Genomic DNA, 14,497 nt, shown 5'->3' with positions numbered 1-14,497 from the left:
CCGCATGAAGATCGAGTTCGCTTCATCCAGGCAGTCAACACTCGGCGTCGAATGGGAGCTGGCCCTCGTCGACGCCGAGACCGGCGAGCTCGCCTCGGTCGCCAAGGAGGTGCTGCGCGGCGTCGCCGCCCGGCACCCGGAACTCAACGAGGACGACGAGCACCCGCACATCAAGCAGGAGCTGCTGCTCAACACGGTGGAGCTGGTCACGGGGATCTGCACCACGGTGGCCGAGGCCAAGGCGGACCTGGCGGGATCCCTCTCCGCGCTCCGTGAGGTCACGGACCCGATGGGAGTGGAGGTCTTCTGCGCCGGCTCCCATCCGTTCAGCCCGCCGCAGCTGCAGCCGGTGACGGACAAGGAACGCTACGCCAAGCTGATCGACCGTACCCAGTGGTGGGGCCGGCAGATGGTGATCTATGGCGTCCATGTCCACATCGGCCTGGACAGCCGCGACAAGGTCCTGCCCGTGCTCGACGGCCTGGTCAACTACTTCCCGCACTTCCAGGCCCTCTCCGCGTCCAGCCCGTTCTGGGGCGGCGAGGACACCGGCTACGCCTCGCAGCGGGCCCTGATGTTCCAGCAATTGCCCACCGCGGGCCTGCCGTTCCAGTTCGGCAGCTGGGAGGACTACGAGTCCTACGTCCAGGACATGTTCACCACCGGGGTGATCGACGCCCTCTCCGAGATCCGCTGGGATATCCGGCCCGTGCCCAACCTCGGCACCATCGAGATGCGCATCTGCGACGGCCTGGCGACCCTGGAGGAGGTCGGCGCGATCGCGGCCCTGACCCAGTGCCTGGTCCACGAGTTCTCCACCATCCTGGACAACGGCGGGACTATCCCCACCATGCCGCCCTGGCACGTGCAGGAGAACAAGTGGCGCGCCGCCCGCTACGGCCTGGACGCGATCATCATCCTCGACGCCGAGGGGAACGAACAGCTCGTCACGGACCACCTTCGGGAAACCCTGGACCGGCTCGCCCCGATCGCCGAGCAGCTGGGCTGCGCCGCCGAACTGGGCGACGTCACGAAAATCATTGACCGCGGGGCCGGCTACCAGCGGCAGCGCCGCGTCGCCGCAGAACACGGCGGCGACCTGCGCGCCGTCGTACTGGACCTGGTCGAGCAGATGCGGCAGGGCCCGGCGGCCTGACGCCTCCCGCCCCACGGCGTGGTCCGGCCGGGATGCCGGCCGGGCCGTTCGCGTCGAACCCTCAGCCCGGTCAGACCGAGACGGACGTGACCGGCATCGACGAATCCGGCGCGAAACCGATCCCGCTGGGCGCCGTCCCGGCCATCACCAGCTGCGCCCCGAGGGCGGCCACCATGGCACCGTTGTCCGTGCAGAGGCTCAGCGGCGGCACGGTCAGCCGGATTCCAGCCGAGGTGCAGCGCTGCTCGGTGAGCTGCCGGAGCCGGGAATTGGCCGCCACTCCCCCGCCCAGCAGCAGCTCCGTGATGCCGTGCTCGCGGCAGGCGAGCACCGCCTTGGCCGTGATGACATCCACCACCGCCTCCTGGAATGCCGCGGCGATATCGGCCACCGGCACCTCCTCGCCTTTGGCCTCGAACTGTTCGACGCAGCGCGCGACGGCGGTTTTCAGGCCACTGAACGACCAGTCATAGCGGTGCGGGCCGGGCTCCTCCGCGGTCCCCATGTACTTAGGCTGGGTGAGCCCGCGGGGGAAGCGGATGGCCTTGGGGTTTCCCGTGCGCGCCAGCTTGTCGATGGCCGGGCCTCCGGGGTAGCCCAGGCCCAGCAGCCGGGCCACCTTGTCGTAGGCCTCACCGGCGGCATCGTCGATCGTCGATCCGAGCAGTTCCACGTCGTCGGTGATGCTGCGGATGCGCAGGATTTCGGTGTGCCCGCCGGAGACCAGGAGGGCGCCAAGGTTGTCGGGCAGGGCTGCCGGCCGGCCGGGATCGCCGGCGCCGTCCGTGTCCAGCAGCCCGACGCCCACGTGCGCTACCAGGTGATTGATCGCGTAGAGCGGCTTCCCGGTGGCCACGGCCAGCGCCTTGGCCGCGCAGACCCCCACCATCAGGGCCCCGGCCAGGCCGGGTCCGGAGGTCACGGCAATCGCGTCGATGTCGTCCAGGGCCACGTCCGCGGCGGCCAGCGCCTCGGTCAGCGTGGGAACGAAGGCGTCGAGGTGGGCGCGGGAGGCGATCTCGGGGATGACGCCGCCGAAACGGACGTGTTCCTCCATCGAGGAGGACACGGTGTTGGCCAGCAGGCGGGTGCCGCGGACGATGCCGACGCCGGTCTCGTCGCAGGAGGATTCGATGCCGAGCACCAGCGGCTGGTGGCTGTGCGGAGCGTTGTTCATGCCTGGCCTGTCTCCTCAGGGTTATCGTCCGGCGTTTGACCCGGGGATGCCGGGCCGGTCAGCGTCAGGCGCATGATCAGGGCGTCGACGCCGTCGCGGTAGTAGCGCGGCCGGATGTGGATCTGTTCGAAGCCGAAGCGACGGTAGAGCTGCTGGGCGCGGGGGTTGTCGGCCCGGACCTCGAGCAGCACGTCAGCGGCCCGGCGCCGGCGGCTCTCGGCGATCAGCCGGGTCAGCAGGGCCGAGCCGATGCCGCGGCCCTCCTGCTCGGGGACGACGGCGATGGTCTGGACGTCCGCGATGGGCTCGATGCACATCAGCCCGGCGTAGCCCACGATCCCGCCGTCGGCCTCGGCCACGAGGTAGTGGCGGGTGTCGGTCTGCGAGAGCTCGTCGCTGAACATCTGCATCGGCCACGCGTCCACGGGGAACAGCCGGACCTCCAGGGCGTGGACGGCCGGGATGTCGGCGGCCGTCATGGGCCGCAGGGTCACAGCCCCGCTAGCCGGTCCGGACCCGGCGGCGGGTGCCCCGGCGGTCACAGCGCGCGCTTCCGCGGCCCGGGCACCTGGGCGTCGGATTCGCGCAGGTAGAGGGGCGTGGTGTCGGGCAGTTCTTCCCCGGCGGCCAGGCGTGCGAGGGCGAACTGGCCCAGGGACACCGCCTCGGGCTGGCGTTCGGCGAAACCGGCGACGGCGTGCACCTGGTCGGCGTACAGCCCGGCACCGGCACCGTAGACCGGCAGCTCCGGCAGTTCGGAGGCGAAGCCGACGTGGGGTCCGTCCGCTAGCTTGGGAAGCTGCCCGGCAGCCAGGGTGTACCGGGCCCAGTACACCTCTCGACGCCGCGCGTCGGTGGCCACCAGGAACTCGGCGGCGCTGTCGATGGACTCGGCCACCTCTAGGGCGATCGCGTCCAGGCTCATCATGCCGTACAGCGGCTTGCCCCAGACATTCGCGAGGGTCCGGGCGGTGACAATCCCCGAGCGCAGGCCGGTGAAGGGACCGGGGCCGACGCCGGTGACCACCGCGTCGAGGTCGGCGCCGGTCAGGCCGGCGCCGGTCAGGAGTTTCGCGATGCCGGGGGCGAGGACCTCGGCGTGGCTGCGGGTGTCCTCGGTGGCGAAGCAGCCCACCACGGATTCCAGGGAATCGTCGGAGACGAGGGCCGCGCTGGCAACCGCCGAGGTGTCGATGGCGAGAATCAGCATTTAGTCCTCTTCCTGGGTGCGCGTTGCGTCCGGGCCGGCAGGCAGGGCCGCGGGCGGTTCGGCCCAGCGCGGGCCGAAGCCGCGGAAGACCACGGTGCGGGGCTCGTCGTCGTCCTCGTCCTCGAAGTCGAGCACGCCCTCGAAGGCGGTGTCCGCTTCGGGGACGGACTGGTGGCCTCCGCCGGGGCGGCTTCCCAGCCTGCGGTGCAGGTCGATTTCCAGGCGGCTCTCGCTCAGGTGCTCCACCCGGTCCCGGCCCCACTCCACCACGGTCACCGCGGAGTCCATGGTGTTTTCGAGGTCGATGTCGTCGATCTCGGCGGCGGACTCCAGCCGGTAGGCGTCCACGTGGACCAGGTCCGGACCGCTGGGGCGGGGTCCATCCGGCAGGTTGGGGTGGATCCGGACCAGCACGAACGTCGGGGAGATGATGCCGGCGCGCACGCCGAGCCCCTCACCCAGGCCCTGGGTAAACGTGGTCTTGCCGGCGCCGAGTTCCCCGGTAAGCACCAGCAGGTCCCCGGCCCGCAGTTCGGCGCCGAGGGCGGCGGCCAGCTCCTGTGTCTGGGCGGCGGTAGCGACCTCGACGCTGCGCTCCCACACCGGCGCGCTCACAGCGACTCCCCGCCGTCGGCGTCGGGGGCCTCGTTGATGTAGCGGCGCGGCACCCGGGTGCTGATCCGTGTGACGATCTCATAGTTGTTGGTCCCGGCGGCGCGGGCCCAGTCCTCGGCGGTGGGCCCGCCGTCGGCGCCGTCGCCAAAGAGGACGGCCTCCTCGCCCAGCAGCGACGTCCCGCCCGCCGAGACCTCCAGCGGACCCAGGTCGATCACCATCTGGTCCATTGCTATCCGGCCCACCACCGGGTACGTCCGCTCCGCCACCCGGACGGGTCCGCCGGTGGCAATGCGCGGGACGCCGTCGGCGTAGCCAAGCGGGATGAGGCCCAGGGTGCTGGGGCCGGCAGTGCGGTAGTTCAAACCATAGGAGACGCCCTGGCCGGCGGGGACGTCCTTGCAGTGGGCCACCACCGTGCGCAGGGTCATGGCCGGGCGGAGTCCCACGTCCTCGGCGCCCTGGTCCTCGAACGGCGAGAGGCCGTAGATGCCCAGTCCCACCCGAACCAGGTCGAAATGCGTGTCCGGCCGGGACAGGGTGGCCGGGGTGTTCGCGAGGTGGCGGACCTCGGGGTCGACGCCGGCGTCCTGGGCCATGGCCAGGATGTCGCGGAAGACGGCGAGCTGCGCATCGGTTTCCGGCCGCTCGGGCTCGTCCGCGACGGCCAGGTGGGAGAAGATCCCGACCACGCGCAGCAGGCCCTGGTCCTGGTACTCGAGGGCCTCACCGAGCAGCGAGTCCCAGGCCGCGAGGGTCACGCCGTTGCGGCCCAGGCCGGTGTCCACCTTGAGATGGACCCGGGCGGGGCGTTCCTGTTCGCGGGCGGCCGCGACGATCCGGCCCAGCTCCCAGCCGGAGCAGCCGATGTCGATGCCGGCGGCGACGGCGGCGGCGAAGTTGCTGTCCGGGGTGTGCAGCCAGGCCAGCAGCGGCGCGTCGATGCCGGCGGCGCGGAGGGCGAGGGCCTCGGAGATGTGGGCGACGCCCAGCCAGCTGGCACCGGCGCTGAGCGCGGCGCGGGCCACCGGGATGGCGCCGTGGCCGTAGGCGTCCGCCTTCACCACGGCCATCACCTTCGCCGGGGACGCGACGGCGGCGAGCCGCCGGACATTGTGCCGGACCGCGGCGAGGTCGATGACCGCAGACCGTTCCTCCGCGCGGGCCGGCGCGGCGTCCGCGGACGGCTGGGACTCACCTGATGCTGCTGGGGATATCACCTAACGATTCTACGGGTGGCCCCGGACGCGGCTGAATTCCGGGCACCGGGGTCCGTGCTCCCGCCCCCGCGTCTTCGCCGTCCTAGCCGTCCTACGCGTCAGAGAGGTGCGCGATGGTAGCCGCGGCCCGACGCTGCGCCGCCGGCGGGACATCACGCACGATCTCCTCGAGGAAACGGTAGCGGCGCAGCCACTGGCTGCCCTGACGTTCCTTCCGGGCGTTGGCCCGCTGCCACCAGTCGGCGAGGTCGCCCCAGCCCGGTGCGGCGAGGGAACCTCCCACGTGCTGCACGGCCAGGGCGGCGCAGAGATTGGCAAAGCGCAGCCGGTCCCCCAGCGGCCAGCCGGCCAGGCAGCCCACGATGAACGCCGCGGCAAAACAGTCGCCGGCACCGGTGGGATCAAAGGCGGTGACGGGAAGCGACGGCACCCATTCCTCCTCGCCGCTCTCCGAGTCCACCGCCATGGCACCCTGCGCGCCGAGGGTCACCACGGCCACCGGCACCCGGTCCGCGAGCGCGTAGAGCGCCGCCCATGGGTTGTCCTTGCCGGTGAAGGCCATCGCCTCCTGCTGGTTGGGCAGGAAGGCGTGGAAGTAGCGCAGGTTCTCCAGCCGCGCCCGCGCCCAGGTTTCCGTGGGGTCCCAGCCGACGTCGCCGAAGAGCCGGACGCCGGCCCGGTGCGCGGCCACGGCCCACGGTTCCATCTCCTCGGCGAGGTCGGCGACGGCGGCGAGCGCGAGCGGCGGTGACCCGATCAGTTCGGTGGCGGAGACGGGCGCCGGGTGGCCGTGGGTGATCATGGACCGGTCCTTTTCCACGCTGAGGGACACGGTGACGGGCGAGTGCCAGCCGGGAATCCGGCGGGACAGCGAGAGGTCCACATGCTCCTGCCCGGCCAGGATCTTCCAGTTCTCCTCGCCGTACCCGTCGTCGCCAAAGACCGCCGCGAGGCCCGTCCGCAATCCCAGCCGGGCCGCGGCGATGGCCTGGTTCGCCACCCCGCCCGGGCAGCTGCCCATGCCCTCGCTCCAGATCTCGGTTCCCGGCCGCGGCGCGTGCGGCAGTCCGGTGAAAATGATGTCCTGGAACACGGTGCCCGTCAGCAGCACGTCGAATCCCAAGGCCGCCGGGGAGCGGACGGCGGCAAGCGGATCGAAACGCGGCGCTGGAATCGCGTCCATACTCCGCAGGGTACGCCCGCCGGCCCGGTCCCGGTAGCGGCTTTGGTCCGCCCCTCCCCCGCCGCCGGCGGACTGGCCTACACTGCTGGCATGCGGCTCATGGTTGCCGGCGGCGGCGGGTTCCGGGTGCCGCTCATTTACCGGGCGCTCTGCACCGGCCCGTACGCCGGGCTGGTGGACGAGTGCGTGCTGTACGACGTCGATGCGCACCGGCTGGAGGCCATCGGGGCGGTGCTGGCGTCGTTCCGGGCCGGGCTTCCGGACGGTACGCCCGCCCCGGCGGTTCGGATATCCATGTCCCTGGAGTTGGCCCTCACCGGGGTGGATATGGTCTTCGCCGCCATCCGCCCGGGCGGAACCGCGGGACGGGTGGCGGACGAACGGGTGGCTCAGGGCCTGGGGCTGCTGGGACAGGAAACCACCGGCGCGGGTGGGATCTCGTACGCGCTGCGGAGCATCCCCCCGATGCTCGAGCTCGCCGCGGCCATGCGGCGATTGTGTCCCGGGGCCTGGCTGGTGAACTTCACCAACCCGGCCGGGATGGTCACGGAGGCCCTGATCCCGGTGCTGGGGCCTAAGGTGGTCGGGATCTGTGATTCCGCCGGCGGCCTGGCCCATCGGGCGGCGCGGGCCGCCGGGGTAGCACTGCCGGACGGCGTTCTGGCGGGGGTGGGCTATTACGGGCTGAACCATCTCGGCTGGCTGTACCGGCTTGAGGCCGACGGCCGGGACCTCCTGCCGGAGCTGCTCGCCGATCCGCGGAAACTGGCCGGGTTCGAGGAGGGCCGCCTTTTTTCCCCGGAACTTCTGGCCGGGCTGGGATGCCTGCCGAACGAGTACCTCTTCTACTACTACGCCGCAGGGCAGGCCGCCGCCGCGATGCGGTCCGCGGCGGAGACCCGCGGCGAGTCCATCCACCGGCAGCAGGCCGGGCTGTACCCGCGGCTGGCCGCGGCGGGGGCGGAGGCCTACGCGCTGTGGGACGCCGCGCGCCGGTCCCGCGAGGAGGGCTACCTCGCCGAGGCCAGGCCAGGCGGCGAAGAACGGAACGAGGAGGACCTCGCCGGGGGCGGGTACGAACGGGTGGCGCTGGCCCTGATGCGGGCGCTCTCCGGCGGCCCGGAGACGGAGTTGATCCTCAACGTCCCCAACACCCTGCCGCGCACAGGGCCCGGCGGAGGCGGGGGTCCTGCGATACCGGGCCTGCCGTCGGACGCCGTCGTCGAGGTGCCGTGCCGGGTCGGCGCCGACGGCGTGGTGCCCATCGCCCAGGACCGGCCGGCCCCGGCGCAACTGGACCTGATGCGCCGGGTGAAAGAGGTCGAGCGGCTGGTGGTCCGGGCCACGACGCCGAGGCCTGGCTCAAGGTCGGGCGTCCCGGGGAGCGACGGCACAGGGGGCCCCGGCGGCGGTTCCAGCCCTGTCTTCGGATTGGCACGAAGGGAAGCCGCGCTGGCCGCCTTCGCCCGCCACCCGCTGGTCGACTCCGAGGAACTGGCCGCGAGGTTGCTGGCCGGCTACGAGGCGGCCTTCCCCCGGCTCGCCGCGCTGTGGCAGGACGGTCCGGGCCGGTAAGGGACACGCCCGGCGGAGGATAAAGCCTGCGTGGGAGCGGACGTGCCTACAACATCCGGTGCATGACGTGCAGGCCCACGAACCCCTGCTCCGGGTGCTGGAAGGCTTCGGGAATGGTGGCCAGGATGGTGAAGCCCATGCCCTGCCAGGCGGCGACCGCCCTGACGTTGGTCTCCACCACGGCGTTGAACTGCATGGCCCTGAAGCCCTCCCGGCGGGCCGCGTCGAGGGAGTAGGCGCAGAGCGCGCGGGCCAGGCCGCGGCCACCAAACCCGGCCCGCACCATGTAGCCCGCATTCGCCACGTGGCGCCCGCCGCCACCTTGGTTGGCGTGCAGCTCCCCCGTGCCCAGCACGACGCCGTCGTGCTCCCCTGTGCCCACGGCGACGAAGGTCCGGCCCGGCGCCGTCTTGACCCACTTGGCCCGCGCAGCGTCCTCGGTGGTGTCCCGGTCCCAGGTGAAGGTCTCACCGGCACGGATCACCGGCTCCAGGATTTCCCAGATGCCGGGCCAGTCGCGGTCCGTGGCGTCCCTGATGATCCAGTCGGCGGTTTCCTGCGGGGCCTTGTCAACGGTGCTCACAGCGGCCACCGTACCAGCGGGGCTCGGACGGGTCACGGCGGGGCACCCGCGGGCGTCGGGCCGCCACGTCCCGGGCGGCAACCCGAGCCTCCGCAGGAGTAGTGTTTTACCGAATCCACGTCCCCGGAACGCCGGGAACCGCACCCTGAGAGGAAGGACGCCACAATGCCGCTGGTCCGTCGGGTCGCATTCCTCTCGCTGCACACCTCCCCCATGGAACAGCCCGGGTCCGGCGACGCCGGCGGCATGAACGTCTACATCCGGGCCCTGGCCGCAGCCCTCGCGGAATCCGGCGTCGAGGTGGAGATTTTCACCCGCTCCACCGCGGCGGACCAGCCCGCCGTCGAGCACCCATCCCCCGGCGTGTGCGTGCACAACGTCTTCGCCGGGCCGGCGCGGAAAGTTCCCAAGGAGGAACTACCCGCGCTGCTGCACACGATGGTCGCGGAGATCGACCGGATCAAAGCCGACCAGCCGCGCGGCCGGTACGACCTGATCCACTCGCACTACTGGGTCTCGGGGGTCGCGGGGCTGGAGCTGTCGGAGCTTTGGGGCGTGCCGCTGGTCCACACCATGCACACCATGGCCAAGGTCAAGAATCTGCTGCTGGAGTCCGGTGAAAGGCCCGAGCCGCGGCGCCGCGAAGAGGGCGAACACCGGATCGTCGACGGCGCCACCCGCCTGATCGCGAACACCGCGGCGGAGGCTGCGGAACTGGTCTCGCACTACGACGCGGACCCGGACCGGATTGACGTCGCCCCGCCCGGAGTTGACCTCGATGTCTTCACCCCGGCGTTCCGGGCCAAGGCCCGCAGCGACCACGGCGTGCCGCCGGGCCGTTTCCACCTGCTCTTCGCCGGCCGGATCCAGCGCCTGAAAGGCCCGCAAATCCTGATCAAGGCCGCAGCCCTGCTGCGTGCCCGGCGCCCCGACATTGACCTGCAGGTCACCATCCTCGGCGCGGTGAGCGGGGCGAAGGACTTCGACCTCAAGGCCCTGATCACCGCCGCAGGGATGGACGACGTCGTCACCCACCACCCGCCGGTCAGCGCGCCGAAACTGGCCGGCTGGTACCGCTCCGCCGACGTCGTCGTCATGCCCTCCTACAGCGAATCCTTCGGCCTGGTGGCACTGGAGGCCCAGGCCTGCGGCACCCCCGTGGTCGCCACCCGGGTGGGCGGACTCTCCCGCGCCATCTTCGACGGCAGGACCGGGCTGCTGGTGGAGGGGCACAAGGCCTCGGACTGGGCGGACGCCCTCGAATCCCTGCACGACGACCCGCTGACCCGCGAAGACATGGGCCGCGCGGCGTCCGTGCACGCCCAGGGATTCGGCTGGCACCACACGGCCGCGCTGACGCTGGAGAGCTACCAGGGCGCGCTGGTCCAGTATTTTGGAACACGAAGCACCACGGCGGTGCCCGCTCCCTGACCGGGAGCCCCGCCGGACGCTTGGCCGGGACCGCCGGCACAGCGAATCCACGCCACGAGCCGAAGGACGCCGATGTCAGCCCCCACTTCCCCCGCCGCGCCCGTTCCCAGCGACCTCGAGATCGCCCGGCGCGCCACCATGCGGCCCATCGACGAGGTCGCGGCCGCCGCCGGGATCAACCCCGAGGCGCTGGAACACTACGGCCGGTACAAGGCCAAGATCGATCCGGCCCGGCTCACCGGCGCCGCTACTCCGGCCCGCGGCAAGGTGGTGCTCGTTTCGGCCATGTCACCCACCCCTGCCGGGGAGGGCAAGTCCACCACCACCGTCGGCCTGGCCGATTCCCTGGCCCGCGCCGGCCACCGGGTCATGATCGCGCTGCGCGAGCCCTCGCTGGGCCCCATCCTGGGGATGAAGGGCGGCGCCACCGGCGGAGGCTACTCCCAGGTGCTGCCGATGGACGAGATCAACCTGCACTTCACCGGCGACTTCCACGCCATCACCTCCGCCAACAACGCCCTGATGGCCCTGGTGGACAACCACATCTACCAGGGCAACGCGCTGAACATCGATCCGCGCCGGATGACGTTCAAGCGGGTGCTGGACATGAACGACCGGGCCCTCCGGGAGGTGGTGATCGGCCTCGGCGGCCCGACCCAGGGCGTGCCGCGGCAGGACGGGTTCGACATCACGGTCGCCTCGGAGATCATGGCCGTATTCTGCCTCGCCACGGACCTGGACGACCTGCGGTCCCGGCTGGGCCGGATCACCTTCGGCTACACCTACGACCGGGAACCCGTCACCGTTGCCGACCTCGGCGTCGAGGGCGCCCTGACCATGCTGCTCAAGGACGCGATCAAGCCCAACCTGGTGCAGACCATCGCCGGCACACCCGCGCTGGTTCACGGCGGCCCGTTCGCCAACATCGCCCACGGCTGCAACTCCCTGATCGCCACCCAGACGGCCCGCTCCCTGGCGGACATCGTGGTGACCGAGGCCGGTTTCGGCGCTGACCTGGGCGCGGAAAAGTACATGGACATCAAGTCGCGGGTGGGCGGGGTGGCACCGTCCGCCGTCGTCGTGGTGGCCACCGTCCGCGCGCTCAAGATGCATGGCGGGGTGGCCAAGGACCGGCTGCAGAAGCCCGACGTCGACGCCCTCGCCGCCGGGGTCGCAAACCTGCAGCGGCACGTCCGCAACATCGGCAAGTTCGGCATCACCCCGGTGGTCGCGATCAACAAGTTCGGCACCGACAGCCAGGAGGAGCTCGACTGGCTGCTGGCCTGGTGCAAGGCGGAGGGTGTAGAGGCCGCGGTCGCCGACGTCTGGGGCCGCGGCGGCGGGGGCGACGGCGGCGACGAGCTGGCCGCGAAGGTGGCCGCCGCGATCGAGGCCCCGCACGCGTTCTCACCGCTGTACCCGCTGGAGCTGTCGGTGGAGGACAAGATCCGCACCATCGTCCAGGAAATCTACGGCGCCAACGGCGTGGAATTCTCCGTACCGGCGCTGAAGCGGCTGGCCGACATCGAGAAGAACGGCTGGTCCTCGATGCCCGTGTGCATGGCCAAGACGCAGTACTCGTTCAGCGACGACGCCGCCAAGCTGGGCGCACCGAAGGGCTTCACCGTGCACGTCCGGGACCTGATCCCCAAGACTGGAGCGGGCTTCATCGTGGCCCTCACCGGCGCTGTGATGACCATGCCCGGGCTGCCCAAGGTCCCGGCGGCGATGCGGATGGACGTCGACGCCGACGGCAACCCGGTCGGCCTCTTCTAACCCCCCCTCACATCCGGCACTTATCGACGAAACCCTCCCCCACATCCGGCCCTCCCGAACCCGGACCCTCCCTCACATCCGGCACCGACCGACGAAACGCTCCCGCACGTCCGGCACCGACCGACGAAACGCTCCCGCACGTCCGGCACCGACCGACGAAACGCTCCCTCACGTCCGGCACCGACCGACGAAACGCTCCCGCACGTCCGGCACCGACCGACGAAACGCTCCCTCACGTCCGGCACCGATCGTCGAAACGCTCCCTCACGTCCGTCGCGGCTTCTTAGACGGCTGTGGATAACTTCTCCAAAGCTTGTCCAAGTCGTCCACAATGCCAGCATGAGCGCACGAAAAGAGTTGCCGGAGTCGTTGGAGGCTAGACCGTTCACCCTTACTTCTGCGATGTCGTTGGGAGTGACGAGAGCCAGGTTGCGGCAGCCGGATGTCCGGCACGTCAGTCGGGGGCTCTACCGGCCCGCAAGTTGGAGCTTCGAGCTGGAGTCGGCCGCCCGCGCGTTGTCCGAGGCCTCCCCCGGGGCGTGGATCTCACACGTCACGGCCGCTCGGCTTCGCGGCCAACTCTTGCCCCCGTGGCTCTCGGATTCCGAGGAGTTACACCTGAGCAAGCCCCGCGCGCTCCCGGAAGTCCGTCGGAAAGGAATTGTTGGACACACGGTCGTTGCCTTCGACGAGGAGGTCGAGACCGTTGATGACATCCGGATCAGCACGCGCTCCCGGACGTGGCTCGATCTGGCCAAACGCTTGAACCTGCCTGAGCTGGTCTGCATGGGGGACGAGCTCGTTCGGATCCCGCGGTTCACCCTGGAGGGACGGAGCGAACCGTTCGCGACCATCGACGGACTGCGTTTGATGCTTTGCCGTCACCCCAATCTGCAGGGGATCGTCCGCGCCCGGGAAACCCTGGATCTGATGCGCGTGGGAGCCGACTCAGGGCCTGAGACCCTTCTCCGCCTTGCAATGTGCGACGCCGGGCTTCCTGAACCGGAGCTTCAAATAGAACTGCGCCCGGGCAGTTCCGCAACCCCGACGGCCGACCTCGGGTACCGGCGTCAGCGCCTCGCGATCCAGTACGACGGCGGTCATCACCTAGAACCCGCCCAAATCTTCAGCGATCGACGCCGAGATAAGGCCTTCGAAGCGGCTGGCTGGGCAGTGATCCTTTTGACTAAACAAGACCTCGCCGACGGTTTCGTTGCCGCGACGTCCAGAATCAAACGTGTCCTACGCAGCGCCTACGTTAGCCCGTCAACCGCCGCCGGCTTTTGATGTCAATTTAGGGAGCGTTCGAAAGCAACCCGCCGGTCGTGAGGGAGCGTGCGGAAAGGAACGTCCCTCCGGCAGGAAACCACGATGCTCCCGCACCGGAAGTGCGGGAGCATCGTGGTGAAACGGGCCGTATCTGAGGGAGCGTCCGGAGGCGGGGAAGGGTTTTAGCGGTCCAGGTCCCCGCGGATGAAGGCCTCGACCTTTTCACGGCCGAGGTCGTCGTTGAACTGCTCCGGCGGGGACTTCATGAAGTAGCTGGAGGCGGAGAGCAGCGGGCCGCCGACGCCGCGGTCAAGGCCGATCTTGGCGGCGCGGACGGCGTCGATGATCACGCCGGCGGAGTTGGGCGAGTCCCAGACCTCCAGCTTGTACTCCAGCGACACGGGGGCGTCGCCGAAGTTGCGGCCCTCGAGGCGGACGAAGGCCCACTTGCGGTCGTCCAGCCACTGCACGTAGTCGGACGGGCCGATGTGCACGTCGCGCGCTGCGAGGTCGGCCTCGACGTTGGAGGTCACGGCCTGGGTCTTGGAGATCTTCTTGGACTCGAGCCGATCGCGTTCCAGCATGTTCTTGAAGTCCATGTTGCCGCCGACGTTCAGCTGGTAGGTGCGGTCCAGGGTTACCCCGCGGTCCTCGAACAGCTTGGCCATCACGCGGTGTGTGATGGTGGCACCGATCTGGCTCTTGATGTCGTCGCCCACGATCGGGACGCCGGCCTCAGTGAACTTGTCCGCCCACTTCTTGGTTCCGGCGATGAAGACCGGCAGGGCGTTGACGAAGGCGACGCCGGCGTCGATGGCGCACTGGGCGTAAAACTCGGCAGCTTCCTGCGAGCCGACGGGCAGGTAGCAGACCATGACGTCCACCTGTGCGTCCTTGAGGGCCTGGACGACGTCGACCGGCTCCTCCGGGGACTGCTCGATGGTCTCGAGGTAGTACTTGCCGAGGCCGTCGAGGGTGGGGCCGCGCTGGACGGTGACACCGGTCGGCGGGACATCGGCGATCTTGATCGTGTTGTTTTCGCTGGCGAGGATGGCGGCGGAGAGGTCCTGGCCCACCTTCTTGCCGTCGACGTCGAACGCCGCCACGAACTGCACGTCGTTGACGTGGTACTTGCCGAACTGGACGTGCATCAGACCCGGGATCGTGGCCTCGGGATCGGCGTCCCGGTAGTACTCGACACCCTGGACCAGCGAGGTGGCGCAGTTACCCACGCCCACGATTGCAACACGAATCGGATTTGCAGACACGAAACTCCCTTAGAGAACCAACAGGTGCCCGGCG

13 protein-coding genes are annotated in these 14,497 nt (G+C 70.2%); 5 read left to right on the top strand and 8 right to left on the bottom strand.

Annotated features, from left to right (window positions below; translation table 11 throughout):
* The first annotated feature begins 4 nt into the window (after window positions 1–4).
* Entirely contained in the window at window positions 5–1,156 is a 1,152-nt protein-coding gene (locus ACFUCU_RS08200; protein ID WP_377971911.1) for a glutamate--cysteine ligase, read from the top strand.
* Window positions 1,157–1,226: 70 nt separating this feature from the next.
* Here the strand turns inward: ACFUCU_RS08200 and tsaD are convergent, their stop codons facing one another.
* The 6 genes from tsaD to ACFUCU_RS08170 all read right to left on the bottom strand — a co-directional run bounded on the left by tsaD (window position 1,227) and on the right by ACFUCU_RS08170 (window position 6,561).
* Window positions 1,227–2,333, bottom strand: a complete 1,107-nt coding sequence (gene tsaD / locus ACFUCU_RS08195; RefSeq protein WP_377971910.1) for a tRNA (adenosine(37)-N6)-threonylcarbamoyltransferase complex transferase subunit TsaD — start codon at window positions 2,331–2,333, stop codon at window positions 1,227–1,229.
* The gene (gene rimI, locus ACFUCU_RS08190) at window positions 2,330–2,812 is read right to left on the bottom strand and encodes a ribosomal protein S18-alanine N-acetyltransferase (RefSeq protein ID WP_377972165.1); all 483 of its coding nucleotides are present in this window, start codon (window positions 2,810–2,812) and stop codon (window positions 2,330–2,332) included. Before rimI ends, tsaD begins: the two co-directional genes overlap by 4 nt.
* Before the next feature lie 59 nt (window positions 2,813–2,871).
* On the bottom strand, window positions 2,872–3,543 hold the full coding sequence (gene tsaB, locus ACFUCU_RS08185; protein ID WP_377971908.1) for a tRNA (adenosine(37)-N6)-threonylcarbamoyltransferase complex dimerization subunit type 1 TsaB: 672 nt from the start codon (window positions 3,541–3,543) through the stop codon (window positions 2,872–2,874).
* Window positions 3,544–4,158, bottom strand: a complete 615-nt coding sequence (gene tsaE, locus ACFUCU_RS08180; protein ID WP_377971907.1) for a tRNA (adenosine(37)-N6)-threonylcarbamoyltransferase complex ATPase subunit type 1 TsaE — start codon at window positions 4,156–4,158, stop codon at window positions 3,544–3,546. It lies immediately after the preceding gene.
* Complete coding sequence (gene alr, locus ACFUCU_RS08175; protein ID WP_377972163.1) at window positions 4,155–5,375, bottom strand: alanine racemase; 1,221 nt, start codon at window positions 5,373–5,375, stop codon at window positions 4,155–4,157. Before alr ends, tsaE begins: the two co-directional genes overlap by 4 nt.
* Window positions 5,376–5,469: 94 nt before the next feature.
* A complete protein-coding gene (locus ACFUCU_RS08170; RefSeq protein ID WP_290255871.1) occupies window positions 5,470–6,561 on the bottom strand; it encodes a carbohydrate kinase family protein in 1,092 nt (363 codons plus the stop codon).
* Between the two features lie 90 nt (window positions 6,562–6,651).
* On the opposite strand from ACFUCU_RS08170, the gene ACFUCU_RS08165 reads away from it, so the two are divergent.
* Window positions 6,652–8,136, top strand: coding sequence for a 6-phospho-beta-glucosidase (locus ACFUCU_RS08165; RefSeq protein ID WP_377971905.1), 1,485 nt, complete (start codon window positions 6,652–6,654; stop codon window positions 8,134–8,136).
* Window positions 8,137–8,182: 46 nt separating this feature from the next.
* On the opposite strand, the gene ACFUCU_RS08160 is transcribed toward ACFUCU_RS08165, so the two are convergent.
* The gene (locus ACFUCU_RS08160; RefSeq protein WP_377971904.1) at window positions 8,183–8,719 is read right to left on the bottom strand and encodes a GNAT family N-acetyltransferase; all 537 of its coding nucleotides are present in this window, start codon (window positions 8,717–8,719) and stop codon (window positions 8,183–8,185) included.
* Between the two features lie 165 nt (window positions 8,720–8,884).
* Here ACFUCU_RS08160 and mshA point away from each other — a divergent pair, with 165 nt between their 5' ends.
* The 3 genes from mshA to ACFUCU_RS08145 all read left to right on the top strand — a co-directional run bounded on the left by mshA (window position 8,885) and on the right by ACFUCU_RS08145 (window position 13,213).
* The gene (mshA, locus tag ACFUCU_RS08155; RefSeq protein ID WP_364133257.1) at window positions 8,885–10,150 is read left to right on the top strand and encodes a D-inositol-3-phosphate glycosyltransferase; all 1,266 of its coding nucleotides are present in this window, start codon (window positions 8,885–8,887) and stop codon (window positions 10,148–10,150) included.
* A gap of 72 nt (window positions 10,151–10,222) precedes the next feature.
* Entirely contained in the window at window positions 10,223–11,926 is a 1,704-nt protein-coding gene (locus ACFUCU_RS08150; protein WP_377971902.1) for a formate--tetrahydrofolate ligase, read from the top strand.
* Window positions 11,927–12,265: 339 nt separating this feature from the next.
* Complete coding sequence (locus tag ACFUCU_RS08145; protein WP_377971900.1) at window positions 12,266–13,213, top strand: hypothetical protein; 948 nt, start codon at window positions 12,266–12,268, stop codon at window positions 13,211–13,213.
* 164 nt (window positions 13,214–13,377) lie between these two features.
* On the opposite strand, the gene ACFUCU_RS08140 is transcribed toward ACFUCU_RS08145, so the two are convergent.
* Window positions 13,378–14,463 carry an inositol-3-phosphate synthase gene (locus ACFUCU_RS08140; RefSeq protein WP_377971898.1) on the bottom strand — a complete coding sequence of 362 codons (1,086 nt, stop codon included), beginning with the start codon at window positions 14,461–14,463 and terminating at the stop codon, window positions 13,378–13,380.
* Window positions 14,464–14,497: the final 34 nt, after the last annotated feature.

Source organism: Arthrobacter sp. NPDC057259, assembly GCF_042668995.1.
Taxonomy (GTDB): domain Bacteria; phylum Actinomycetota; class Actinomycetes; order Actinomycetales; family Micrococcaceae; genus Arthrobacter.
Note: the sequence above shows the minus strand (reverse complement) of the source record. Positions and strands in the feature narration are given on the sequence as shown.

What these genes read in the sequence shown, in the direction of transcription:
- ACFUCU_RS08165 (WP_377971905.1), top strand. Translation starts at nt 6,652, where the DNA reads ATGCGGCTCATGGTTGCCGGCGGCGGCGGGTTCCGGGTGCCGCTCATT.
- ACFUCU_RS08145 (WP_377971900.1), top strand. Translation starts at nt 12,266, where the DNA reads ATGAGCGCACGAAAAGAGTTGCCGGAGTCGTTGGAGGCTAGACCGTTC.
- ACFUCU_RS08170 (WP_290255871.1), bottom strand. Translation starts at nt 6,561, where the DNA reads ATGGACGCGATTCCAGCGCCGCGTTTCGATCCGCTTGCCGCCGTCCGC.
- ACFUCU_RS08200 (WP_377971911.1), top strand. Translation starts at nt 5, where the DNA reads ATGAAGATCGAGTTCGCTTCATCCAGGCAGTCAACACTCGGCGTCGAA.
- rimI (WP_377972165.1), bottom strand. Translation starts at nt 2,812, where the DNA reads ATGACGGCCGCCGACATCCCGGCCGTCCACGCCCTGGAGGTCCGGCTG.
- tsaD (WP_377971910.1), bottom strand. Translation starts at nt 2,333, where the DNA reads ATGAACAACGCTCCGCACAGCCACCAGCCGCTGGTGCTCGGCATCGAA.
- mshA (WP_364133257.1), top strand. Translation starts at nt 8,885, where the DNA reads ATGCCGCTGGTCCGTCGGGTCGCATTCCTCTCGCTGCACACCTCCCCC.
- tsaB (WP_377971908.1), bottom strand. Translation starts at nt 3,543, where the DNA reads ATGCTGATTCTCGCCATCGACACCTCGGCGGTTGCCAGCGCGGCCCTC.
- ACFUCU_RS08150 (WP_377971902.1), top strand. Translation starts at nt 10,223, where the DNA reads ATGTCAGCCCCCACTTCCCCCGCCGCGCCCGTTCCCAGCGACCTCGAG.